The organism is Malaciobacter canalis (assembly GCF_008000835.1).
GTDB lineage: Bacteria > Campylobacterota > Campylobacteria > Campylobacterales > Arcobacteraceae > Malaciobacter > Malaciobacter canalis.
In genome coordinates this window covers 426,362-447,443 of sequence record NZ_CP042812.1, presented here as the reverse complement: position 1 = coordinate 447,443, position 21,082 = coordinate 426,362, and the positions used below count along the sequence as shown (strand labels likewise).

Annotated in this window: 25 protein-coding genes; 11 read left to right on the top strand and 14 right to left on the bottom strand. The window is 26.7% G+C overall.

Annotated features, from left to right (window positions below; genetic code table 11):
- The first annotated feature begins 2 nt into the window (after positions 1 to 2).
- The 5 genes from ACAN_RS02260 (at position 3) to ACAN_RS02240 (ending at position 4,602) form a co-directional block, all read left to right on the top strand.
- The gene (locus tag ACAN_RS02260; protein ID WP_099333807.1) at positions 3 to 1,181 is read left to right on the top strand and encodes an MFS transporter; all 1,179 of its coding nucleotides are present in this window, start codon (positions 3 to 5) and stop codon (positions 1,179 to 1,181) included.
- Positions 1,175 to 1,726, top strand: coding sequence for a manganese efflux pump MntP (locus tag ACAN_RS02255; RefSeq protein ID WP_099333806.1), 552 nt, complete (start codon positions 1,175 to 1,177; stop codon positions 1,724 to 1,726). Before ACAN_RS02260 ends, ACAN_RS02255 begins: the two co-directional genes overlap by 7 nt.
- Before the next feature lie 126 nt (positions 1,727 to 1,852).
- Positions 1,853 to 2,632 (top strand): amino acid ABC transporter substrate-binding protein, encoded by a 780-nt coding sequence (locus ACAN_RS02250; protein ID WP_129587495.1) that lies wholly within the window; start codon positions 1,853 to 1,855, stop codon positions 2,630 to 2,632.
- A complete protein-coding gene (locus tag ACAN_RS02245) occupies positions 2,632 to 3,300 on the top strand; it encodes an amino acid ABC transporter permease (protein ID WP_079578242.1) in 669 nt (222 codons plus the stop codon). The genes ACAN_RS02250 and ACAN_RS02245 overlap by 1 nt, the downstream gene beginning before the upstream one ends.
- An 18-nt stretch (positions 3,301 to 3,318) precedes the next feature.
- The gene (locus ACAN_RS02240) at positions 3,319 to 4,602 is read left to right on the top strand and encodes a TAXI family TRAP transporter solute-binding subunit (RefSeq protein ID WP_099333805.1); all 1,284 of its coding nucleotides are present in this window, start codon (positions 3,319 to 3,321) and stop codon (positions 4,600 to 4,602) included.
- Here the strand turns inward: ACAN_RS02240 and ACAN_RS02235 are convergent.
- Complete coding sequence (locus ACAN_RS02235) at positions 4,588 to 5,631, bottom strand: cyclic nucleotide-binding domain-containing protein (protein WP_099333804.1); 1,044 nt, start codon at positions 5,629 to 5,631, stop codon at positions 4,588 to 4,590. The genes ACAN_RS02240 and ACAN_RS02235 overlap by 15 nt on opposite strands.
- An 87-nt stretch (positions 5,632 to 5,718) precedes the next feature.
- Here ACAN_RS02235 and trpS point away from each other — a divergent pair, with 87 nt between their 5' ends.
- Positions 5,719 to 6,687: a tryptophan--tRNA ligase gene (gene trpS, locus ACAN_RS02230; RefSeq protein ID WP_099333803.1), complete on the top strand. Its 969-nt coding sequence runs from the start codon at positions 5,719 to 5,721 to the stop codon at positions 6,685 to 6,687.
- Between the two features lie 24 nt (positions 6,688 to 6,711).
- Here the strand turns inward: trpS and ACAN_RS02225 are convergent, their stop codons facing one another.
- The 5 genes from ACAN_RS02225 to ACAN_RS02205 form a co-directional block, all read right to left on the bottom strand.
- A complete protein-coding gene (locus tag ACAN_RS02225) occupies positions 6,712 to 7,305 on the bottom strand; it encodes an FmdE family protein (RefSeq protein WP_099333802.1) in 594 nt (197 codons plus the stop codon).
- A gap of 73 nt (positions 7,306 to 7,378) precedes the next feature.
- Complete coding sequence (locus ACAN_RS02220; RefSeq protein WP_099333801.1) at positions 7,379 to 8,071, bottom strand: class I SAM-dependent DNA methyltransferase; 693 nt, start codon at positions 8,069 to 8,071, stop codon at positions 7,379 to 7,381.
- A complete protein-coding gene (gene hisG, locus ACAN_RS02215) occupies positions 8,071 to 8,679 on the bottom strand; it encodes an ATP phosphoribosyltransferase (protein WP_079578248.1) in 609 nt (202 codons plus the stop codon). The genes ACAN_RS02220 and hisG overlap by 1 nt, the downstream gene beginning before the upstream one ends.
- Entirely contained in the window at positions 8,657 to 9,283 is a 627-nt protein-coding gene (locus tag ACAN_RS02210) for a type III pantothenate kinase (protein WP_099333800.1), read from the bottom strand. The genes hisG and ACAN_RS02210 overlap by 23 nt, the downstream gene beginning before the upstream one ends.
- Positions 9,270 to 9,602: a hypothetical protein gene (locus tag ACAN_RS02205; RefSeq protein ID WP_099333799.1), complete on the bottom strand. Its 333-nt coding sequence runs from the start codon at positions 9,600 to 9,602 to the stop codon at positions 9,270 to 9,272. The genes ACAN_RS02210 and ACAN_RS02205 overlap by 14 nt, the downstream gene beginning before the upstream one ends.
- Before the next feature lie 136 nt (positions 9,603 to 9,738).
- On the opposite strand from ACAN_RS02205, the gene ACAN_RS02200 reads away from it, so the two are divergent.
- Complete coding sequence (locus ACAN_RS02200) at positions 9,739 to 11,709, top strand: EAL domain-containing protein (RefSeq protein ID WP_099333798.1); 1,971 nt, start codon at positions 9,739 to 9,741, stop codon at positions 11,707 to 11,709.
- Here ACAN_RS02200 and ACAN_RS02195 read toward each other — a convergent pair.
- Positions 11,702 to 12,466 carry an ATP-binding protein gene (locus ACAN_RS02195; RefSeq protein WP_099333918.1) on the bottom strand — a complete coding sequence of 255 codons (765 nt, stop codon included), beginning with the start codon at positions 12,464 to 12,466 and terminating at the stop codon, positions 11,702 to 11,704. The two genes, ACAN_RS02200 and ACAN_RS02195, sit on opposite strands and share 8 nt — an antisense overlap.
- Positions 12,467 to 12,470: 4 nt before the next feature.
- The gene (locus ACAN_RS02190) at positions 12,471 to 13,298 is read right to left on the bottom strand and encodes a hypothetical protein (protein WP_099333797.1); all 828 of its coding nucleotides are present in this window, start codon (positions 13,296 to 13,298) and stop codon (positions 12,471 to 12,473) included.
- Between the two features lie 96 nt (positions 13,299 to 13,394).
- On the opposite strand from ACAN_RS02190, the gene ACAN_RS02185 reads away from it, so the two are divergent.
- Both ACAN_RS02185 and ACAN_RS02180 read left to right on the top strand, forming a co-directional pair.
- Positions 13,395 to 14,174: a threonine/serine exporter family protein gene (locus ACAN_RS02185; RefSeq protein ID WP_099333796.1), complete on the top strand. Its 780-nt coding sequence runs from the start codon at positions 13,395 to 13,397 to the stop codon at positions 14,172 to 14,174.
- A gap of 1 nt (position 14,175) precedes the next feature.
- The gene (locus tag ACAN_RS02180; RefSeq protein ID WP_079578253.1) at positions 14,176 to 14,646 is read left to right on the top strand and encodes a threonine/serine exporter family protein; all 471 of its coding nucleotides are present in this window, start codon (positions 14,176 to 14,178) and stop codon (positions 14,644 to 14,646) included.
- An 18-nt stretch (positions 14,647 to 14,664) separates the two neighbouring features.
- Here ACAN_RS02180 and ACAN_RS02175 read toward each other — a convergent pair whose 3' ends face one another.
- The 6 genes from ACAN_RS02175 to trmD form a co-directional block, all read right to left on the bottom strand.
- Positions 14,665 to 15,297 (bottom strand): SDR family oxidoreductase, encoded by a 633-nt coding sequence (locus ACAN_RS02175; RefSeq protein ID WP_099333795.1) that lies wholly within the window; start codon positions 15,295 to 15,297, stop codon positions 14,665 to 14,667.
- Complete coding sequence (locus ACAN_RS02170) at positions 15,285 to 15,884, bottom strand: DedA family protein (protein ID WP_099333794.1); 600 nt, start codon at positions 15,882 to 15,884, stop codon at positions 15,285 to 15,287. The genes ACAN_RS02175 and ACAN_RS02170 overlap by 13 nt, the downstream gene beginning before the upstream one ends.
- A gap of 114 nt (positions 15,885 to 15,998) precedes the next feature.
- Positions 15,999 to 17,303 carry an SPL family radical SAM protein gene (locus tag ACAN_RS02165; RefSeq protein WP_099333793.1) on the bottom strand — a complete coding sequence of 435 codons (1,305 nt, stop codon included), beginning with the start codon at positions 17,301 to 17,303 and terminating at the stop codon, positions 15,999 to 16,001.
- Positions 17,285 to 17,809: a phosphorylase family protein gene (locus ACAN_RS02160; protein ID WP_099333792.1), complete on the bottom strand. Its 525-nt coding sequence runs from the start codon at positions 17,807 to 17,809 to the stop codon at positions 17,285 to 17,287. The genes ACAN_RS02165 and ACAN_RS02160 overlap by 19 nt, the downstream gene beginning before the upstream one ends.
- A gap of 31 nt (positions 17,810 to 17,840) precedes the next feature.
- On the bottom strand, positions 17,841 to 18,197 hold the full coding sequence (gene rplS / locus ACAN_RS02155; RefSeq protein WP_079578257.1) for a 50S ribosomal protein L19: 357 nt from the start codon (positions 18,195 to 18,197) through the stop codon (positions 17,841 to 17,843).
- On the bottom strand, positions 18,194 to 18,871 hold the full coding sequence (gene trmD, locus ACAN_RS02150; protein WP_079578258.1) for a tRNA (guanosine(37)-N1)-methyltransferase TrmD: 678 nt from the start codon (positions 18,869 to 18,871) through the stop codon (positions 18,194 to 18,196). Before trmD ends, rplS begins: the two co-directional genes overlap by 4 nt.
- A 126-nt stretch (positions 18,872 to 18,997) precedes the next feature.
- Between trmD and ilvA the strand changes: the two genes are divergently transcribed.
- Both ilvA and ACAN_RS02140 read left to right on the top strand, forming a co-directional pair.
- Entirely contained in the window at positions 18,998 to 20,203 is a 1,206-nt protein-coding gene (ilvA, locus tag ACAN_RS02145) for a threonine ammonia-lyase (RefSeq protein WP_099333917.1), read from the top strand.
- A 99-nt stretch (positions 20,204 to 20,302) separates the two neighbouring features.
- Positions 20,303 to 20,989 (top strand): F0F1 ATP synthase subunit A, encoded by a 687-nt coding sequence (locus ACAN_RS02140; RefSeq protein WP_099333791.1) that lies wholly within the window; start codon positions 20,303 to 20,305, stop codon positions 20,987 to 20,989.
- Positions 20,990 to 21,082: the final 93 nt, after the last annotated feature.

Genomic DNA, 21,082 nt, shown 5'->3' with positions numbered 1-21,082 from the left:
AAATGAAAGAAATAAAGCCTTTAATGGCTATTAATATTTTATGTGTGTCTTCAATGATGGCTTTTTTAGCAGTTGTTGGACCAATTATAAGAGAGTTAAATTTACAAGAATGGCATGCTGGACTTATGGTTGCACTAGCAGGTGTTGCATGGGTTTTGCTTTCAAGGTTTTGGGGTAAAAAAAGTGATTATTATGGAAGAAAAACTATTTTGATTTTTTCAATATTTGGTTTTTTTCTATCTTACTTATTTTTAGCAGGATATATAAACTATGCAATAATAAATCCACCCTCAATTATCATTTCATTGATTGCATTGGTTTTTGCAAGGCTCATGATTGGAGTATTTTATTCTGCAATTCCTCCTGTTTCAAATGCATTAATTGCTGATAAAGTAAGAGCAAATAAAAGAACTTCGTATATGGCAAGTTTAGGAGCAGCAAATGGAGTTGGAATGATTATAGGACCAATCATTGGTGGAGCCTTAGCAGTTTATGGATTAACTACACCTTTATATGTAGCTGCTATTTTACCTTTAATTGCAGTAGTTATTATATATTTTAGTTTAGAACCAAGTAAAAAAAGAGAAAAAACTAAAGAGAAAGCTATACACTTTTTGGATAAAAGATTAAGACTTCCTATGATTGCATCATTTTTTACTATGTACAGTATTGTAACCTCACAAGTTTGTTTAGGTTTTTATATACTTGATAAATTTCATTTAACACAAGTTCAAACTGCAAAAAGTACTGGTTATATTTTAGCAATTATAGGAGTTGTTTTTATTTTAACTCAAATTGTAGTTTCAAAATTAAAAAATATCTCTTCACATACTTGGTTAGTTTTAGGTTCAATACTTTGTGCAGTTGGATACTTCTTAGTTAGTATTATTACAACACAAATTGAGCTAACTATTGCATTTAGTATAGGAACAGTTGGATTAGGTATGTTAATGCCAGCATTTTTAGCAATAACAGCAAATAGTGTACAAGAACATGAACAAGGAGTTGCAGCAGGTACAGTATCAGCAGCACAAGGTTTGGGAATAATAATAGGACCACTATTAAGTACAATGCTTTATCAAATAAAACCAGAGATTCCATTTATTTTTTCAGCGACTACTTTTTTAGTTTTGACTATAATTTCACTTTCATATAAAAAAAAGGAAGCTATTAGATGCTAGAAATAATAATATTAGCAATTGCATTAAGTATGGATGCTTTTGCAGTATCTATTGGATTGGGTATAAAAAGTAATGAGAATTTAAAAACTTTAGCTATTAAAGCTGGTTTATTTTTTGGTTTTTTTCAAGCTTTAATGCCCTTTATTGGATATTTTGGTGGAGTTGGATTAAAAGATATTATTGGTGGTTTTGATTATTGGCTTGCGTTTTTCCTTCTTTTAATTATTGGTGGAAAGATGATATATGAAGCTTTTGGAGAAAATACAGAAGAGGATATAGCAAAGGTTTCAACTAAAGTTTTATTAACTTTAGCGGTTGCAACTAGTATAGATGCAATGGCAGCTGGTTTTACACTTCATTTATTTGATTTAAATGTTTATCTTTCTTTGCTAATTATAGGTATTACAACATTTATTTTTAGTTTTATTGGGGTTATGATTGGCTCAAAAGGAACTGCAAAATATGAAAGTAAAGCGGAGATTCTTGGTGGAATTGTTCTTATAATCATAGGCTTTAAAATACTACTTGAAAATACTATTCTTTAAAACTTAAGAAGATATACTCTTCTTAAGTTTCTACAAATATTTAATAAAATTTATATAAACTTTAAAAGTAAGTAACAATTAACAAAAATAATGTAAAATTTCACAAAAATAATATAAAGGATATTTATGAAAAAAATAACATTAGCTTTTATTACAATATTTGCTTTGCTATTTATTGGATGTAGTGATGACAATTCTTCTAATACATCAAAAGAAAAGGAAGTTATAAAAGTTGGAACTTCAGGTGGATATTTTCCATTTACTTTTTACAAAGATGATAAACTTCAAGGTTTTGAAATAGATGTTTGGAATGCAATTGGAGAGAAACTTGATGCAAAAATTGAGTTTAAAACAGCAAAATTTTCTGGACTTTTTGGAATGCTTGAAACAGGTAAAATTGATACAATTTCAAATCAAATTACAACAACACCAAAAAGATTAGAAAAATATTACTTCCCAACTCCTTATGTTTATGATGGAGCACAAATTATTGTACATAAAGATAATAATGAAATTAAATCATTTGAAGATTTAAAAGGTAAAAAAGTTGGTGTTACATTAGGTACAAACTATGCACAAATTGTAAGAAGTTTAGATACGAACAATGAAGTTGAACTAATCACTTATGAGGGAAATGGTTTTGAACAAGATGTAAAACTTAAAAGAATTGCTGCCTTTGTTCAAGATAGAATCTCAGCAGTAGAACTAATCAAAAAAGCAAACTTACCTTTAAAAATAGTAGGTGAACCACTTGAAGTATTAACAAACTCTTTTCCTTTTGTTAAAAATGAAAAGAATAAAGCTTTAGTTGAAAAAGTAAATAAAGCTATAAAAGAATTAAAACAAGATGGTACATTAAAAAAGATTTCAGTAAAATGGTTTGATTCTAATATTACAGAGAAATAATGAGCACATTTGATATAGATTATACCCTAGGGATTTTCCCAATACTTTTTAAATATATAGATATTACTATCTCTATGGCAGTTATTTCTGCTGCCATAGCTTTAATAATTGCTGTTTTAATTGCTGTTATTACAACATATAAAATAAAAATACTTACACAACTTTGTGATTTATATATCTCTTTTTTTAGAGGAACTCCTTTATTGGTACAACTTTATTTATTATATTTTGGTCTTCCTCAAATTCTTCCTATATTTTCAAACTTAGATGCTTATACAGCTTCTATTGCTGGTTTAGCCCTGCACTTTTCAGCTTATATGGCTGAATCAATTAGAGGAGCTATCTCTTCTATTGATAAAGGACAGTTTGAAGCAGCAAACTCACTTGGAATGACAAGAACACAAACTTTTTCTCATATAGTTTTACCACAAGCTATTAGAGTTGCTATTCCTAGCTTGATGAATAACTTTATTGACATGATTAAAAGTACATCACTTGCTTTTACTTTAGGAGTTCCAGAGATTATGGCAAAGGCACAAATTGAAGCTTCAAGTAGTTATAAATACTTTGAATCATTTTTAGCAGTTGCAATTGTATATTGGGTAATTGTAGTTACATTTACATTCTTTCAAAGAAAAATTGAGGCAAAATTAAATAAAGCTTATTAATAAATAAAGGCAATAATCATGAAAAATAAATTTTTTACAATTTCTATACCAATTTTATTATTGATTATTGCCTCTTTTTATATAACTTCAAAGTTTGTAAAACCAGCTCCAAAAAAAGAGATTACAATAGCAACAGGTTCAAAAAATGGAAGTTATTATGAAACAGCCATGCTTTACAAAAAGCTACTTGAAAAAGAAAAAGTTAAAGTAAATATTTTAACTTCAAAAGGCTCTATTGATAATATAAAGCTTTTAAATGAAAATAAAGCTGATATTGCATTTATTCAAAATGGCACAATTACTACAAAAGATACAGATAGTATAAAATCAATTGCATCAGTTTATTATGAACCTTTATGGGTATTTTATAAAAATGAAGGTTATAAGATTGATTATATTATTCAACTTATTACAAAAAATATAAGTATAGGAGAGATTGGAAGTGGCACTTATGATTTAGCTTCTAAAATATTAAAAGACAATGGTCTATCAAATGAGAATTCAACTATTTCAAACTATTCAAGTTCTAAAGCAAAACAACTTCTTTTAGATGGAAAAATTGATGCAATGTTTGCAGTTACATCACATAATTCACAAGTAGTAAAAAGCTTACTTGCAAATCCTGATATTAATGTTTTAAATTTTAAAAGAGCAAAAGCTTATAGTAGAAAATACTCATATTTAGAATCACTTACTCTTTATGAGGGAACATTAGATTTATATAGAAATTTGCCAGATGAAAATATCAATCTACTTGCAACTACTGCAAACCTTGTTGTTAGAAGTGATTTTTCACAAGAATTAATAAGAATTTTACTAAAAAAAGTAAAAGAAGTACATAAACAAAAAGATTTATTTGCAAAACAAGGTGAGTTTCCAAACTTGAAAAATATGAAATTAGAGCTTCATGAAGAAGCAAAGATATATTTTGAAAATGGAGATACTTGGTTAGAGAAGATTTTTCCATATTGGATAGCTGCAAATATAGATAGATTAAAGATTTTTATTATTCCTTTGCTTACTTTACTTTTCCCTTTATTTAAAGGTGTATTACCACTTTATCAATGGAGCATGCGTTCAAAAATATATAAATGGTATGATGAAGTAAAAAGTGTAGAAATAGAGATTGGATATTTAAATAAAGAGCAACTACAAACACAACTTGAAAAACTTCAAGATTTACAAGATGAGATATCAAAAGAGACTAGGGTTCCTTTATCATTTATGGGTGAGTATTACAATTTAATCATGCATATAAATATGTTAGAGCAAAGAATAAAGACTAGATTAAAGCTTATTTAAATTCTTTGCATTTATTTTTTGTACTAATTCACCTATTACATTTTTATAAAGTTGTGTAAAAACATAAGGGTCTTCTTCATATAATTCAAGTGCAAGTTTAAAACTTATTACCTTTACTTTTGTATTTGCTCTTACTGTTGCACTTCTTTTCTCTTTTGTAATGGGAGCAAACTCTCCAAAAATTTGATTTTGTTTAATTTCACCAACTATATTTGCACCTATAATTGCCCTACAACTTCCCTCTACAATAAAAAATATATCATCGCCCTCATCATACAAGCTTATAATTACTTCATGGGGTTTATATCTAATAAACTTAACATCTTTAACTATATGCTTAATATCTTCATCTCTCATATCTTTAAAAAAGCGTATATTCTTTTTGGAATCTACTAACTTTTGAACAATATCTTCACACTCTATTTCTTCTTTTGGTTCTAAAGATTTTAACTCACCAATTTCATTTTTAGAGTATTCAACTTCTAAAGGTTTGCAAGTTGAATTAATTTTAAATTGACAAATAGAGTTAAAATTTTTATTTGTGTGTCTTAAAAAGTCTCTTGTTCCAAAGACATTTGAAGTTGTAAAGTTTTTAATAAATTTAGTAAGAATTTGTGATCTCATAGCTTCATTCCAAATATATAAATCAAGATAATAAAGCTTAGTATTCATCACTTTTACAGCTCGCAATTTTTCATCTTTTAACACTTTTTTAAACTCTTTTTCAAACTCTTCAAAAGTTATTTCATCTTTATTATCATATTCATCATAGATTTGTTTAGCATTGTATTTCATATCAATATTATAAAAGTGCTCAATCAAACAAACGGTATCATTTAAAAATTTTTTCATCAATTTTGTTTCAAATTGTGGATCCATTACAGAAAATAGATTCAAAATGTTAAAAATCTTATCTTTTATACTTAAATACTCATTATTTCCAAGTGTGTCATTTATTCCTAAAATACCTTGATGATACTCTATGATTTGGTAAAAATTATCTAATTTTGATTTTATATACTCTTGCACTTTCCACTCTTTTCTTTTTGTTTGTTGAAGTTTCTATTTTAGCCTAAATTAGATATAATCTCAAAAAAAATTTGAAGGATTATAATTTTGAGAATATTATCAGGAATTCAACCATCAGGTACAATACATATTGGTAACTATTTTGGTATGATAAAAAAGATGATAGAGTCGCAAAATGATGGTGAACTATTTGCTTTTTTAGCATCATATCATGCTTTAACATCTGTAAAAGACAAAGAAGCTTTAGAAAATAATATATTTGAAGCAACTGTTAACTTTTTAGCTTTAGGAATGAACCCAGAAAAATCTACATTTTGGGTACAACATGATGTAAAAGAAGTACTTGAATTATACTGGATATTATCAAATCACACTTCAATGGGACTTTTAGAAAGAGCACACTCATACAAAGATAAAACTGCGCGTGGAATACAAGCAAATCATGGATTATTTTCATATCCTGTTTTAATGGCTGCTGATATTTTACTTTATGATGTAGATATTGTGCCAGTAGGAAAAGATCAAATTCAGCATGTTGAGATGACAAGAGATATTGCAAACTCTTTTAATCATGCTTATAATACAGAAATCTTTACACTTCCATCTGCAAAAGTAGATGAAATAGTTGCAACAGTTCCAGGAACTGATGGAGCTAAAATGTCTAAATCATATGGAAATACTATTGATATGTTTGGAAGTAAGAAAAAAGTTAAAAAACAAGTAATGGGGATTGTTACAGATTCAAAAGAGCTTGATGAAGCTAAAGAATGGCAAAATTGTAATATTTATAAACTTTGCGAGCTTTTTATGAATGAAGATGAATTAAAAGATTTACAAAAAAGATATGAAACTCCAGGTGAAGGTTATGGGCATTTTAAATTAACACTTTTAGATAAAATAAATGAGCATTTTGAACCTTATTTAGAAAAAAGAGAGTACTACTTAAATAATAAAGATGAAGTAAGAGATATCTTAGCATTTGGAGCAAATAAAGCAAGAAAAATTGCCCAAGCAAAGATGGAACAAGTAAGAGAACTTATAGGACTTAAAATATAAAATAAAAGGCAAATGCCTTTTATTTTAAACTATTCTTATCACTTCTTCTATATTTTTAGAAATTTTTTCAACTCTTTCTTGCCAAAGCTTACTAAAGAGTTTTTTCTCTTCATCACTTGCTTTTTTTTGAACTATTTTTTTCATCAATTCTGACACCATAGGTTCAAAAGTTATACTACTACAATCATAATAAACATCAACACTTTCATTTGTATCTAATCTTGTAAATTTTACACTTGAATTTATATCTTGTTCAAAAAAAAGTAAATTTCTTCTATCAAAGTTTCCTGAAATTCCTTTAAATCCTGTATTTGTTGTAGCTGCTGTTATTGCACTAATTACATTTGCAATAACTCCTGTTGTTCCTTCAGTTGAAGCATTTTTAAACTCTACTTTAATCTCTCCTCTTTTTGGTAAGGTTAATTTATATAGAGTTTTTAAGCCCTCGCTACACATCAAATATGCACCTAAAACAGTAGGACATGAATGACCTGCAATTTTTACTGCATCTAAGTAATTAAATTCAATAATTCCATCTTCAAATGCGCCTAAAAAGTTTGAGAGTTTATCTTCTAAAGTAATTGATTCTATTTCATCAAAAAAGTTTGGGTAGTTCATCATAATGACCTTTAAAAAGTTTATAAAATAGTATATAAACCTTTTAAATTTATCATTGATTTAAAATAAGTATCTATTTTTTACAAATAAAAATATGTTTATCTGCTTCATCAAAACCATGAAGGTTAAAATCACTAATTGATTCTACACTAAAGCCAACTTCTTTTAAAAGTTTTTTTAAACTAGGTATATCATGGTAATATTGAGTTATTAAATCTTCTTGTTTTTCATATAAATTATTCTGTTTTTGTTCAAAAAGAATAATATTTGTATTTAGTTCATCTTCATCAAAAACTGCATCAATTGCTATAAATTTATTCTCTTTATTTATATTCAAACTTCCATCTGCAACATCATTGAATCCAAATAGTGAATTTACATCAAACATATAATATCCACCATCATTTAAAACTTCATATGTATCTTTAAAGAACTGTTTTAAGTGATTGCTAGGAATATAATTAACTACATCAAAAATTGCAGTTGCACAATCAAATTTTTCTTTTATTTTATCAAGTGCTATACACTTAGCATCAACTTCTCTTTGTTTACAAACTTTTATTTGTTCACTACTTAAATCAATACCAAATGCTTTTTTCCCATTGATTTTTAGGTTTTCAAGAAAATATCCTTGTCCACATCCAATATCAATTATATTATCAAGTTCATTCACCATCACAAAAGTCATAAACTCTTTGTGAAGTAAATAAATCTCATCTTCAAAATCTAAATATTGTTCAACTTTTGAGTATAAATCTAATCCCATTATAATACTTTTTCTAATCTTTGTTTTAATTCTAAAATAGCTTGTTTTTTTGCATAAAATGCATTTTTATTTGCAATTAAATGTGCGCTACTTTCCATAATAGTAGGCCCTACTTCTAATCCATTTTGTTTCATTGTAGTTCCTGTTTCTACGATATCAACTATACAATCACTAAGTCCTACAATAGGTGCAAGTTCGATTGAACCATATAGTTTAATAATTTCAACTGCCATTGCTTTTTGTTCAAAATATTTCTTTGCAATTTTTTCATGCTTAGTTGCGACTTTAATTTCACTTTTTGAAAAATCTAACTCTTCACCTTTCCTTAATCCAAAAGCAACCTTGCATTTTCCAAGATTTAAATTTAATAGTTTTATTAAGTCATACTCTTTCTCTTCTAAAACATCAAGCCCTACTACACCTAAATCAGCAGCTCCATGCATAACATAAGTAGGTACATCTTGATTTCTAACATTTAAAAATCTAAAATTACCTTTTTCTAGTATTAACTTTCTATCTTCAAATATAAACTTGTCATCAAAAGCTTTTTCAAACTTTTCTAAAGTTTCTTGTGCAATTCTTCCTTTAGGCAATGCAATTGTTAGCATCAATTATCCTTTTCATATTTTCAAAAATCAAATCTTTTTTATAGATACTATTTTTAAAATATTTACTTAAAAATTCTCCATCTCCACCTGTAAAAATGATTTGTTGTTTGTTTCTAATATTTTTTATTGGTTGTATGATTGATTTTAAGATTGCGTATGATATCGCATCTTGTGTACAAAGTGGGATTTTATCTAAATTTACCTTTGGATTAAAATCAAACTGTAATTTATGAGAAGTATTTGGATACAAATCTTTAATAGCTTTAAATCCAGGAAGAATAAAACCACCTTTATGTTTGCCTTTTTTCATAATATCAACAGTTATTGCACTTCCTGCATCTACTATTATTGATTCTTTATTTGCAATACATGCAATTTTTCTATCAACTCCCATACCTTTATACTTTGTTTTAAACTCTAAATAGTTTTCCAAATCAATAACATCATCATTTGAAGATTTTAAATTTTTTGTACCACTATCATTTACAGATATATAATATACTCTTTGATTAAAACTTGGTAACTTTTCATTTAAAAAATACTTTTTCTCTTTTCCATTTATTAAAAAATGAAAAGTAGTATTTCCTATATCACATAAAATCAACTCTTACTCTCCAACCATTATCTTGTAAATATTTCTTTGCTTTTGAACAAAGTGGTGAACTTATTAATAACTCTTTATGTTTAAAATTATGCTCTTTAAACTCTTTTAATTTCTCAAAAAGCTCTAATAAATCATTTGCATTTTTTCTAATAAATCTACTTTTTGAATCAACTATAAAAATTGCATAATATGCTGATTTTATATCTGTGGCTGTATAAATTTTTATTTTTTTTCTACTAGCTAATTGTTTTGGTATTATTTCATTTATATCTTTAAATAGTATATTTTTATTCGTATAAAATGTTGTTAAATCTTTCAATTTTTTCCTTTATTTAAGTATATATTGTATCTAAAAATTGGTTAATATTTAAAAAGTAGTTAAATTGTAATTTTAAATTACTATATAGTTTAAATAATATATAATCTTATAAGTAATTTACTTATTGGGGATCATAATGAAAAATAATTTAATCACTAACAAAACTCTAATATTTAGAATTTTAATAATAATTTTACTTTTTAGTATTATTTCTTTATTTTTATCTACTATATATATTAAAAGAGCAGCACTTACAACTTTAGCAGAGGATGATGCAAAAAAAACAAGTGAACTTATTTTTGAAACAATGTATGTAAGAATGCAAGAGGGTTGGGCAAAAAAGGATTTAGTAAAAATTCTAAATAGAATGGAGCATATTAGACACAATCTTGAAGTAAACTCATATAGAAGTAAAGATGTAGAAAAGATAATGGGTGTTATAAAAGAAGATAAAAAAAAAGTAAATAGTGATTTACTTATCAAAAAAGCCATGGAAGGAGAAAAACAGTTTGTAGTAGAAGATAATGGAAGTATTAGATATTTATACCCAATAAAAGTATCTAAAGAATGTATAACTTGCCATTATAATTCAAAAGTTGGAGATGTAAATGGAGTATTAGATATAAAATATCCTCCAAATGAGATAAAAATATCTCTTGATATGATGATTTATTATTTTCTAATATTTTTCATATTTTTTATATTCTTGTATTTTTATATCTTTTATAAAATCATTAATAAAAAAATCATTGAACCTGTTGTCAATTTTACAGAAGAGATAAAAAAAGTTTCAAAAGATACAAGCTTTACAAAAAGAGCTCATATAAAAACTAAAACAGCAGAGATATACTCTTTGCAAAATAGATTTAATAAATTACTTGATACTATTACATATTATTACAATCAATTATTAACTAATTTATACACAGATTCACTTACAAAAATACCAAATCTAGCTAAACTTCAAGAAGATATAAAACTTTATAATAATCATAGTTTAATTGTTGTATCACTTGATTCATTTAAAACAATAAATAGTTTTTATGGGGTTAAAGTAGGTGATTTTATTATGAATGAAGTTGCAAGACTACTTGTAAAGAGTTCTAAAAAAACAGGTAGTGTTTATAGGCTTCATAGTGATGAATTTGCAATTTTATCTAATGATTCAGTTAGCATAAATTTTTGTGAAGACCTTATAAAAACTATAAGTAAAAAAGTATTTAAATACAACGATATAGATATAAATATTCAAGCAACAATAGGACTTGCTAAAGATTCAAAATCAAGAAGCTTAGAAAAAGCAATTTTAGCAGTTAGAACTGCTAAAAAAGAGAAAAGAAATATAGAAGTTTTCAATAATGAATTGACTCTAAAAGATGAATATAAAAATCATATTAAATTAACTTCTATTTTAAAAGAAGCATTAGAAAAAGACCAATTAACTCCTTTTTATCAAGCTTTAGAAAATACAAAAACAAAAAAGATTGATAAATATGAAGCTTTAGCTAGGATAATAAAAGATGATGAAATAATAACTCCTGATAAATTTTTAGAGATTTCAAAAAGCAGTAAACAATATCCTAAAATAACAGAAGCTATGATAAAAAAAAGTTTTGAATATTTTAAAGATAAAAAAGACTTAAGTTTTTCTATTAACTTATCAATGGATGATATTAAAAATGAAAAAACAACTTCTTATTTATTTGAAATGATAAAAAAATACAATATCAACGAAAGATTAACTATTGAATTGCTTGAAAGCGAAGAGTTAAATCACTTTGAGATTATAAATGAGTTTATAAAAAAATTAAAAAAATATAATGTTCAAATTGCTATTGATGATTTTGGTTCTGGGTATTCAAATTTTGCGTATATCATAAAATTAGATATTGATTACTTAAAAATTGATAGTTCATTAATTGAAAATATTCATATAGATAAACAAGCTTTAAAAATCGTAAAAAGTATCATAAGCTTCGCAAAAGAGTTAGAAATTAAATTAGTTGCAGAAAAAGTCCATAATAAAGAGATTTATAATATTCTTACAAATTTAAAAGTTGATTATTTGCAAGGATATTATATAGGTAAACCACAAGAGATTATTTAGGTTGAACAAAACTATTATAGAACTGTTTTGCAGTTCTAGGGCTTTTACTTGCCCTACTTTGTGCAAATTGTAATGCTTTTTTATGAAGCTCGTTTATATCACCTTTGTAATCTTTAAAATAGTTATTAATTACTTTTAAGTAATCTTGTTGTGTTCCATTATAAAAACCTATACTAAGTCCAAATCTATCACTTAAAGATATTTTTTCTTCTACACTATCACTATAATGAATCTCTCCATTATTAGATACTTTTGTACCCTCATTATCACCTTGATATTCAGCTACTATATGTCTTCTATTTGATGTGGCATATATCTTTATATTTGAAGCAGGAGCTTCAATAGAACCTTCTAAAATAGGTTTTAAACCTTTATATGCTTTTTCTGTGCCCTCAAAAGATAAATCATCACAAAATATTATAAACTTGTAAGGCTCTTCTCTAATTGCATCGGAAATATATACTAACTCATCCAAATCATCTCTACTAATTTCTATAACTCTTAAATCTTTATTCTTATATTTGTTTAATAAAGCTTTTATAATTGAAGATTTACCAGTTCCTCTAGCACCCCAAAGTAAAACATTATTTGAGGGTAAGCCTTTTAAAAATCTAGTTGTATTTTCAATAATTTGTTGTTTTTGATTCTCTATTCCAACTAAATCATCAAATGTCGTATCATCTAAATATTTTACAGGTTTTAAGCTATCTGTTTTTGCTCTATATATTGCTGCAAAACTTTTTTCCCAATCAATTATCATTTTATGCCTTTTTTATACTAAAAATAGATTTTATAAACCAATATAGAATAATCAAAAAAACAATTGGCAAAAATATAGTTTGAAAAATAAATACAATTATCAAATCAACTATATAATCACTTGATTTATCTGCTGCATTTTTATATTCATCTACTTTTTTTTCATAATAACTTGAATCAAATTTTTCTTTAATTTTATCAAAAAAAGAGTTTTCTTGTTTATGTTTTATAGTATTTTGATTTACTTTACTAACTTCATCTTTAACTTTTATAATATTTTCATTTAGTATTTCAATATTATATTTTGGTTTTACAAAATAGTTATAAGATATATCATTTATATAGCTAATACTAGGAATTGCAAATCTTAAAAACAATAAAACAAAAACTACTTTAAAAAATATATCTCTTAATTTTTCATCTTTATTAAATCTTTTAAATAGCCAAATATTAAATATAAGTATAACAATAAGTAAAGTATAGTTATATACTTCATTTGTTACAAATCCTAAAACTATTTTTTGAATGCCAAGAGAGACTAAACTAGCAAGCATTACAAGAGAGAATTGTTCTACTAAATCATTTATTGGGTCAAGTACTTCTCCAATAGCAACTACGACAAAAGGAAGATTAAGCTCTGTTCCTTGTGCCAATGAAATTACTGCATTTAAGGCTTTAGCACTACCAAATACAATAATTGCTTGCTTAAAAGATTCATCTACTAACTTTTTTGCACTTTCATCAACACTTAAGCTAAGTGCAACTACCAAAGCAATTAGTGTAAATACAACTAATAATATTTTATTCCAATTTCTTAAAAGATAATTCATATTTATTACTTTAATTTTTTCAAATTATATCAAAATTGTATCTAATTTAAACATTTTTATTTCTTTCTTTTTTGTTAAAAATGCTAAAATACAAAAATGAACAATACACATGAATTAACTTATGAATATCAAACAAAAATAACTCAAGCAATAATAAGAGCAGCTGTTTTAATGCTTGAATATGGTGCAGAAAGTAAACTTATAGAACAAACAACAAAAAGAATGGGAAAAGCTTTTGGTGTAAAATCTGTTGAAATATCACTTATTCCTTCTGCTATTGTATTAACTACATTAACAAAAAACAATCAATCAGTAACAACTACAAGACAAGCTCATCATAAACCTATAAATATGTCTATTGTGTATGATGTTCAAAAATTATGTATTGATTTAGAAAAACATAAAACAGATGCCAAAAAGACTATTTTATTATTAAAACAAATACAAGCAAACTACTATAATAGATGGCTTGTAATAGTTATGATTGGACTTTCATGTGCTTCCTTTGCATATTTAAGAGGTGCAGATTTGGGAGCATTTATTATAACTTTTTTTGCTTCAAGTATTGCTATGTTTATAAGACAAGAACTTGCAAAAAGAAAATTTATTTTAATTATTTCTTTTGCAACAACAGCATTTTTTGCAACATTAATTGCTAGTTTATCAAGTTATGTAAGCTCAACTGTAAGTATTGCTCTATCAGCAAGTGTTTTATTATTGGTTCCTGGATTTCCTTTTATTAATTCATTTTTAGATGCTGTAAAAGGATATTTGAGTATGGGTTGGGGACGATGGATGCAAGCAACACTTCTTACACTTGCAACAAGCATGGGAATTATCTTTGCTATGGCTGTTTTAGATATAAAAGGTTGGTAAAATGGAAAATATTATAATAAAATATATTTTAGATGCAATATTTGCAGCAATACCAGCAGTTGGTTTTGCAATGGTTTTTAATGTTCCAAAATTTGCATTGAAATTTTGTGCTTTAGGTGGGGCAATTGTATATACTTTAAGAACTATTTTTTTAGATTTAGGTATATATATAGAAATATCTACATTCCTAGCAACACTTTTATTTGGAACTCTTGCTGTTTATTGGTCAAGAAAATATATAGTTCCAAGACCTATTTATACAGTTGCTGCAATTATTCCATTGATACCTGGAACATACGCTTTTAATACAATTATTACATTAGTTGAGATGAATTCTCATGGGGTGACACCTGAACATATTGCTTTATTTATTGAAGATGGATTAAAAGCTATATCGATTTTAGGAGCTATTAGTTTTGGACTTGCTTTACCATCACTTTATTTTATAAGATATAATAGACCAATTATTTAAATCATCTTTTTGATGATTTTATTTTTTCTTTATTTCAAGTCTTTGAGGTCTAATTGTTAATTCAGAAATAACTCCTGAAAATTGCAATACTTCTAAAACTGCTTTTGCAATATCATTTGGATCAAGATAAGCATTTTTATTATCACTTGGTTCAAAATTAAACTCATCAAAAAAATTTGTTTTTGTTAAATCAGGATTTATATTTGTTACTTTTACATCAGCACGCCTAAGTTCTTCAAAAAGTGCAAGTGAAAAGTTTCTAAGTCCTGCTTTTGTTGCTGTGTATAAAGCTGAAAATTTAGAGTGTCTTAAAGCTTCAATTGAAGAGATATTTATAATATGTCCTTTTGTTTTCTTTAGACTTCTAAGACATAAATTACTAAGTATGATGGGTGCTGTTAAATTTACACCTATTAATTCTTGAATTTTATCAATACTTATCTCTTCATGGGGTTTAAAAATACCAAGTCCTGCACAATTTATAAGTACATTTAAATCATCTTTTTTTAGTACTTGTCTTACTTCTTTTTCCAAAGCTTTTGTATCATCTAATCTACTTTTTAATTTTATGACTTTGTAAGAGTTCTCTTCAAGTATTTCACTTATTGCTTTTCCAATACCTGAGCTATAACCTGTAACTATTGCTTGCATTTTCTTTTCTTTATATAAAAATAGATTAAAATAGCTAATAAAACTAAAATTGATACTATTATATAGTGTAAATACTCTTTAATTAAAGCTTCATTACCACCAATAAAATAGCCTAAATATACAAGTATTATAACCCAAATACCTGCACCTAATGTTGTATAAAAACTAAATGTTAATAGGTTCATTTTTGCTAAACCTGCTGGAAAAGAGATATATTGTCTAATTGCTGGAATTAATCTTCCACTAAAAGTTGATATGTGTCCATGCTCTTTAAAAAAATCTTCGACTTTTTGAATAGTTTGTTCACTTATAAAAAAGTACTTCCCATATCTAATCAAAAATGCTCTTCCATATTTTACTGCTAAAAAGTAGTTAAATAAGGCCCCTGCTAAACTTCCAGCAATTCCTGCAAAAATAGCTACAAAGATATTCATTTCACCTTTATATACTAAATAACCAGCAGGAATCATCACAACTTCACTTGGAAAAGGGAAAAATGAACTTTCTAAAAACATCATTATAAATATACCCAAATATCCCAATGAACCAACAGTTTCAACAACATAATTTACAATAGGTTCTAACAAAACACTCTCTTTTCTTTTAATTTTAAAAGCAAATATTAGCAAAATCTTGGTTAATTATAAGTTTTTATTATTAGCTTAGGGTTAAAAATATCGTTTTTAAAAATTAATAAAAGTCTAAAAACCCAGACTTTTATTATTTAACTTAAATTTATGAGAAGGAGAATTTTGTTTGATTTTATTCATATAACTCATCTTCATAAAATCTTCCATTTGATTATTGCTTGAGTATTCATATCCAAAAACATCTTTCCAAAGAGTCTCATCTTCCATACAAAGATAAAAGTATACATCTTTATGCCATGGCTTAAAGCTATCATATGCATGTTTAAACATCTCTCTTTTCACTTCTAATGGATAAGACTGTTTTCCATTTGCCTCACTCATTGGCATTTGAAGTATTTTTGATTTGAAGTTTCTACTTCTTATTTTATTTATTACTGGTTTTATAAATGTTAGTGTTCCAAAAGATACAAGTGCTACTTTTTTAGAATCAAAAGTTTCAATAAGTGTTTTGTAAACTTCTTCATACTCTTTTAAATAATTATCATAATGAACTATTGGATGAAAGTGAAAACCAACTAATACACCTTTTTGGCTTACTTTTTTTGCTGCATTTATTCTTTTTTCTAAACTTGCTGCTAAATGCTCTTCATTCTCTATTATTGTAGGAGTATTTAAAGACCATGTACAAATTATATTTGCTGGAACATCATTTTCTAAAAAGTATTTTATATTGTTTGATTTAGTTTTAAATTCAAGTATCACATTTGGATTTTTTCTTGCAAAATCAAAAAGTGCATCCAAAATACCCTCTTTATTTCCCCACATAAGTGAATCAGAACTCTGACCAGTTCCAATATGATATGTTTCATTTGGATCAAGTTTTAAGTTTGCTAAATTCTCTTTAAAGTTTTTATCAAAACCTATTTTATCTTGATTATAAAATGATTGAATAGAACAATAAGAACAGTCAAAACCACAAGATTGAACTGCATCTAATGTTAAAAGATTGCAACATCTTGTATTAGCACTTGCAACAGGGCAAGAACCAAGAGCTGCTTTATTACTTTCAAATTTTGTAAAACTAAATTTTCTAATATCGTCTTTATATAAATCTTTTGAAAACTTTTCATATGAGTTTGCTTTTGATCTTAAATCTTCCCATGTTTTTCTTATGTGATTAAAAGCTTGTTTTTTATTTGCATACTCATCTTTAAAGATCTTATAAATTTCAGCTTCGTGCCACATTTTAAAATCAATTGAAAAATCGATTAACTGTTTTAATTCCTGAAAAGAAAATTGATACTTTAAAGCAATATTTTTTATAAACTCTTTTGTTTTATCATCTAGATTTTTATAATTTGTTTTCTCTATATTTGTATTAAATTTTTCAACATAACTCATAATAGACTTTTCCATTGTGTAAAACTTTCTTGTATTATTTTTATAATAAATGATTTTTTAGGGATATTTATATCAAGATAATCTGATACGACTTTTAATATAAGTATATTGTCACAATACTTATTACAAACTTCTTCAAAATAAGATGCTTCCATATCAACTAATGTAGTTTTTAGTTTATTTATATCATTAAGTGGTTTTTCAACTGTAGTTAATGTAGTAGTTGAAATATCTTGAAGTTTTTGATTTGTACAAAATAGTGTTCCAATTTTGATATTCTTATCTTTGCAACCAGCAATTCCTATATTTATAGCTTTACTGATTTCAAATTTCTCAAAAACAAAATTAAGCGCATTTATTGTGTTTTCTTTTCCTATTCCAGATACGATAATGACAATTTGATGGTTATGATAAAGTTTAAATGCACTACAAGATTTATCTTGTTTAAGTTTAAAGTAGTTAATTAAGGTTTGGCACTCACAAAGAAGTGCACTATGAACTAAAGTTTTTTTTCTGTTCATAAAGTAAAACTAAGGACGTGCCTTAGTTAGATTACTTTTTAAGCTCTTTAATTCTTGCAGCTTTACCTTTTAATCCTCTTAAGTAGTGAAGTTTAGCTCTTCTTACTCTACCTCTTCTTGTTACTTCAAAAGTTTTAATTGACTCTGAATATAGTGGGAAAATTCTTTCAACACCAACAGAGTTAGCTCCAATTTTTCTTACTGTAAATGTAGCTGATGGACCTTCACCATGTCTAGCAATTACAACACCTTCGTAAGTTTGAACTCTCTTTTTCTCACCTTCTTTAATTTCAACACCAAGTCTTACATTATCTCCTGCTCTAAATTGAGGAATCTCTTTTGACTCTACTTGAGCTGCTTCAAAGCTAGCAATATATCTATTTTTCATCTCTTTTCCTTATTGGGTCTATAATATTTTGTTTTACAAATTGACATCTGGAATTTTAAGTCGGAAATTTTACTATGATTTCCCTTTAAGAATTCTTTAACAACACTTAAATTTTGGAAAATTTCAGGTTTTGTAAATGAAGGTGCTTCTAAAAGATTGTCTTCATAGCTTTCATAGTCTAAAGATTGGGCATTTCCAAGGACATTATCTAAATTTCTTGAAATTGCATCACTCATGACCAATGATGGTAATTCTCCACCTGTTAATACAAACTCTCCTATAGAAAAAACTTCATTTGCATACTTTTCACAAACTCTTTCATCAATTCCCTCATATCTTCCACTTACAAAAACAATATTTTTTTTCTTTGCTAATCTTTTTGCATCGTTTTGTCTAAAAGGCTTAGCAGCAGCTAAAGGAAAAATAATATATGCGTCTTTATTTTTTCTTTTTATTTCATCAAGACAATCAAAAAGTGGTTGTGGTGTCATAAGCATTCCTGCTCCTCCACCAACCATTTGCTTGTCAACTTTATTATGTTTATTTTTTGTGAAATCACGAGGATTATAAAACTCATAACTTAAAAGTTTTGATTCAACTGCTCTTTTTAAAATAGAGTCATAAAAATATGGTTCAATCAAGTTTGGAAACAGTGTTACATAAGTAAACTTCAATTATAACCTTTAATTTTTTTGTAATGTTACCATAAAACTTATTATAGACAATATAAACAAATTTTTAATTCACATAAAAAGTAAATTTTGATACTATTTGCAAAAATTTCAATTAAAGTAAAAAGAATGATTACAATAGACCATATAAATGAAGCAAAGAAAAATCTAGAAAATGTAGCACAATGCACTCCTTTAACTAAAGCTCCTATTTTAAGTGAAATTTTTAATAGTGAAATTTATTTAAAAAAAGAGAACTTACAATTAACAGGAAGTTTTAAACTAAGAGGAGCATATAATAGAATTGCAAATTTGCCTGAAGAGAAAAGAGCAAAAGGTGTAGTAGCAGCAAGTGCAGGAAATCATGCACAAGGATTAGCATATGCAGCTATGAAGTTTAATTGTGATGCAACAATATTTATGCCAGAAGCAACTCCATTGACAAAAGTAAGTGGTGTTAAATCTTTTGGTGCAAATGTTGTTTTGCATGGAGAAAATTTTGATGAAGCGTATGCTGCTGCCATGGAATTTAAAGAAGAAAAGCAGTGCGAATTTATTCATCCATTTGCAGATGATGATGTAATAGCAGGACAAGGTACAATAGCTTTAGAAATATTACAAAAAGTACCTGATTTAAAACAAATAGTTGTACCAATTGGTGGAGGCGGACTTATTGCAGGTATTGCAATAGCTTCTAAAAGCATCAATCCTGATATAAAAATTATAGGTGTAGTTGCAAGTGGTGCAAGAGGTATGAAAGAGTCATATAAATCACATATGCCAATTGATTCAGCATCTGTTAGAACTATTGCTGATGGAATTGCAGTTAAAAATGTAAATCCTAAACTTTTAGATATTATTATTGATTATGTTGATCATATTGTTGAAGTAAGTGATACAGAAATTGCAAATGCAATTTTGTTTTTACTTGAAAAGCATAAACTTGTAGTTGAGGGAGCTGGTGCAGCTGCCACAGCTGCAATTATGCATGATAAAATTGAAATGGATGATTCTAAAGTATGTGCAATTGTAAGTGGTGGAAATATTGATGTTACAATGCTTTCTCAAATTATTGAAAAAGGTTTAGTTAAATCTTATAGAAAATTAAATCTAGTTGTTACTTTAAGGGACAAGCCAGGTGCATTAACACATCTATCACAAATTTTCCAAGATTGCTCTGCTAATATTGTTCAAATAGATTATGATAGAGATTCGATAAAACTAGAGTTTGGAGAAGCATTGGTAACAATTGCTCTTGAAACAAAAGGTGAGGATCACCAAAAAGAAATAAAAGATAAATTAAAGGAAAATGGTTACAGATTTAAACAAATCTAAGATTTGTTCTTTATTATTTATATAGATTTTAGAAAACAAATCATATAATACACGACATATTGTGCAAAACAACAAAAGAAAAATAGAAAAAGGAAGAAAATGGAAGGAAGATTATTTACATTCTTGGGTGCTATTGGTGGGCATGGTCAAGAGTGGATTATTTTATCGCATTTTATTCTAGCAGTAGGAATTATTTTCTTAATTGCTAGAGCAGCAACTAGAAAAATGCAATTAGTTCCAACGGGTTCACAAAATGTTATGGAAGCATACATTGGAGGCATCATTGCAATGGGTGCTGATACAATGGGAGAAAAAAACGCAAGAATCTATATGCCACTTATTGGTTCTTTAGGTTTAGTGATTTTTATAAGTAATATGATGGGTGTTATTCCAGGATTTGAATCACCAACTGCAAATATTAACTTTACACTATCTTTAGCGTTAATTGTTTTTGTTTACTATAACTATTTAGGTATTAAGAAAAATGGTTTTGTTAACTATTTTAAGCATTTTATGGGACCTATGCCTGTATTAGCTCCATTGATGTTCCCTATTGAGATTATCTCACACTTATCAAGAATTGTTTCATTGTCATTCAGACTTTTTGGTTCAATTAGAGGTGATGATATGTTCTTAATGGTATTATTAATGTTAGTACCTTGGATTGTTCCTTTAGCTGGTTTCTTTATGTTAGCTGCTTTTGGTTTCTTACAAGCATTTATTTTCATGATTTTAACTTATGTGTATATCGCAGGTTCAATTATGATGGAAGAAGAAGACCACTAGTCTTTAACTACACAAAAGCTTAAAAAGGGAAGAAAAAGTAAATACTTTTCTCTTCCCTTTTTTTATTATTTATTTTCAATTCTACATTAATTA

What these genes read in the sequence shown, in the direction of transcription:
- ACAN_RS02260 (WP_099333807.1), top strand. Translation starts at nt 3, where the DNA reads ATGAAAGAAATAAAGCCTTTAATGGCTATTAATATTTTATGTGTGTCT.
- ACAN_RS02255 (WP_099333806.1), top strand. Translation starts at nt 1,175, where the DNA reads ATGCTAGAAATAATAATATTAGCAATTGCATTAAGTATGGATGCTTTT.
- ACAN_RS02250 (WP_129587495.1), top strand. Translation starts at nt 1,853, where the DNA reads ATGAAAAAAATAACATTAGCTTTTATTACAATATTTGCTTTGCTATTT.
- ACAN_RS02245 (WP_079578242.1), top strand. Translation starts at nt 2,632, where the DNA reads ATGAGCACATTTGATATAGATTATACCCTAGGGATTTTCCCAATACTT.
- ACAN_RS02240 (WP_099333805.1), top strand. Translation starts at nt 3,319, where the DNA reads ATGAAAAATAAATTTTTTACAATTTCTATACCAATTTTATTATTGATT.
- ACAN_RS02225 (WP_099333802.1), bottom strand. Translation starts at nt 7,305, where the DNA reads ATGAACTACCCAAACTTTTTTGATGAAATAGAATCAATTACTTTAGAA.
- ACAN_RS02220 (WP_099333801.1), bottom strand. Translation starts at nt 8,071, where the DNA reads ATGGGATTAGATTTATACTCAAAAGTTGAACAATATTTAGATTTTGAA.
- hisG (WP_079578248.1), bottom strand. Translation starts at nt 8,679, where the DNA reads ATGCTAACAATTGCATTGCCTAAAGGAAGAATTGCACAAGAAACTTTA.
- ACAN_RS02200 (WP_099333798.1), top strand. Translation starts at nt 9,739, where the DNA reads ATGAAAAATAATTTAATCACTAACAAAACTCTAATATTTAGAATTTTA.
- ACAN_RS02190 (WP_099333797.1), bottom strand. Translation starts at nt 13,298, where the DNA reads ATGAATTATCTTTTAAGAAATTGGAATAAAATATTATTAGTTGTATTT.
- ACAN_RS02185 (WP_099333796.1), top strand. Translation starts at nt 13,395, where the DNA reads ATGAACAATACACATGAATTAACTTATGAATATCAAACAAAAATAACT.
- ACAN_RS02180 (WP_079578253.1), top strand. Translation starts at nt 14,176, where the DNA reads ATGGAAAATATTATAATAAAATATATTTTAGATGCAATATTTGCAGCA.
- ACAN_RS02175 (WP_099333795.1), bottom strand. Translation starts at nt 15,297, where the DNA reads ATGCAAGCAATAGTTACAGGTTATAGCTCAGGTATTGGAAAAGCAATA.
- ACAN_RS02165 (WP_099333793.1), bottom strand. Translation starts at nt 17,303, where the DNA reads ATGGAAAAGTCTATTATGAGTTATGTTGAAAAATTTAATACAAATATA.
- ACAN_RS02160 (WP_099333792.1), bottom strand. Translation starts at nt 17,809, where the DNA reads ATGAACAGAAAAAAAACTTTAGTTCATAGTGCACTTCTTTGTGAGTGC.
- rplS (WP_079578257.1), bottom strand. Translation starts at nt 18,197, where the DNA reads ATGAAAAATAGATATATTGCTAGCTTTGAAGCAGCTCAAGTAGAGTCA.
- ilvA (WP_099333917.1), top strand. Translation starts at nt 18,998, where the DNA reads ATGATTACAATAGACCATATAAATGAAGCAAAGAAAAATCTAGAAAAT.
- ACAN_RS02140 (WP_099333791.1), top strand. Translation starts at nt 20,303, where the DNA reads ATGGAAGGAAGATTATTTACATTCTTGGGTGCTATTGGTGGGCATGGT.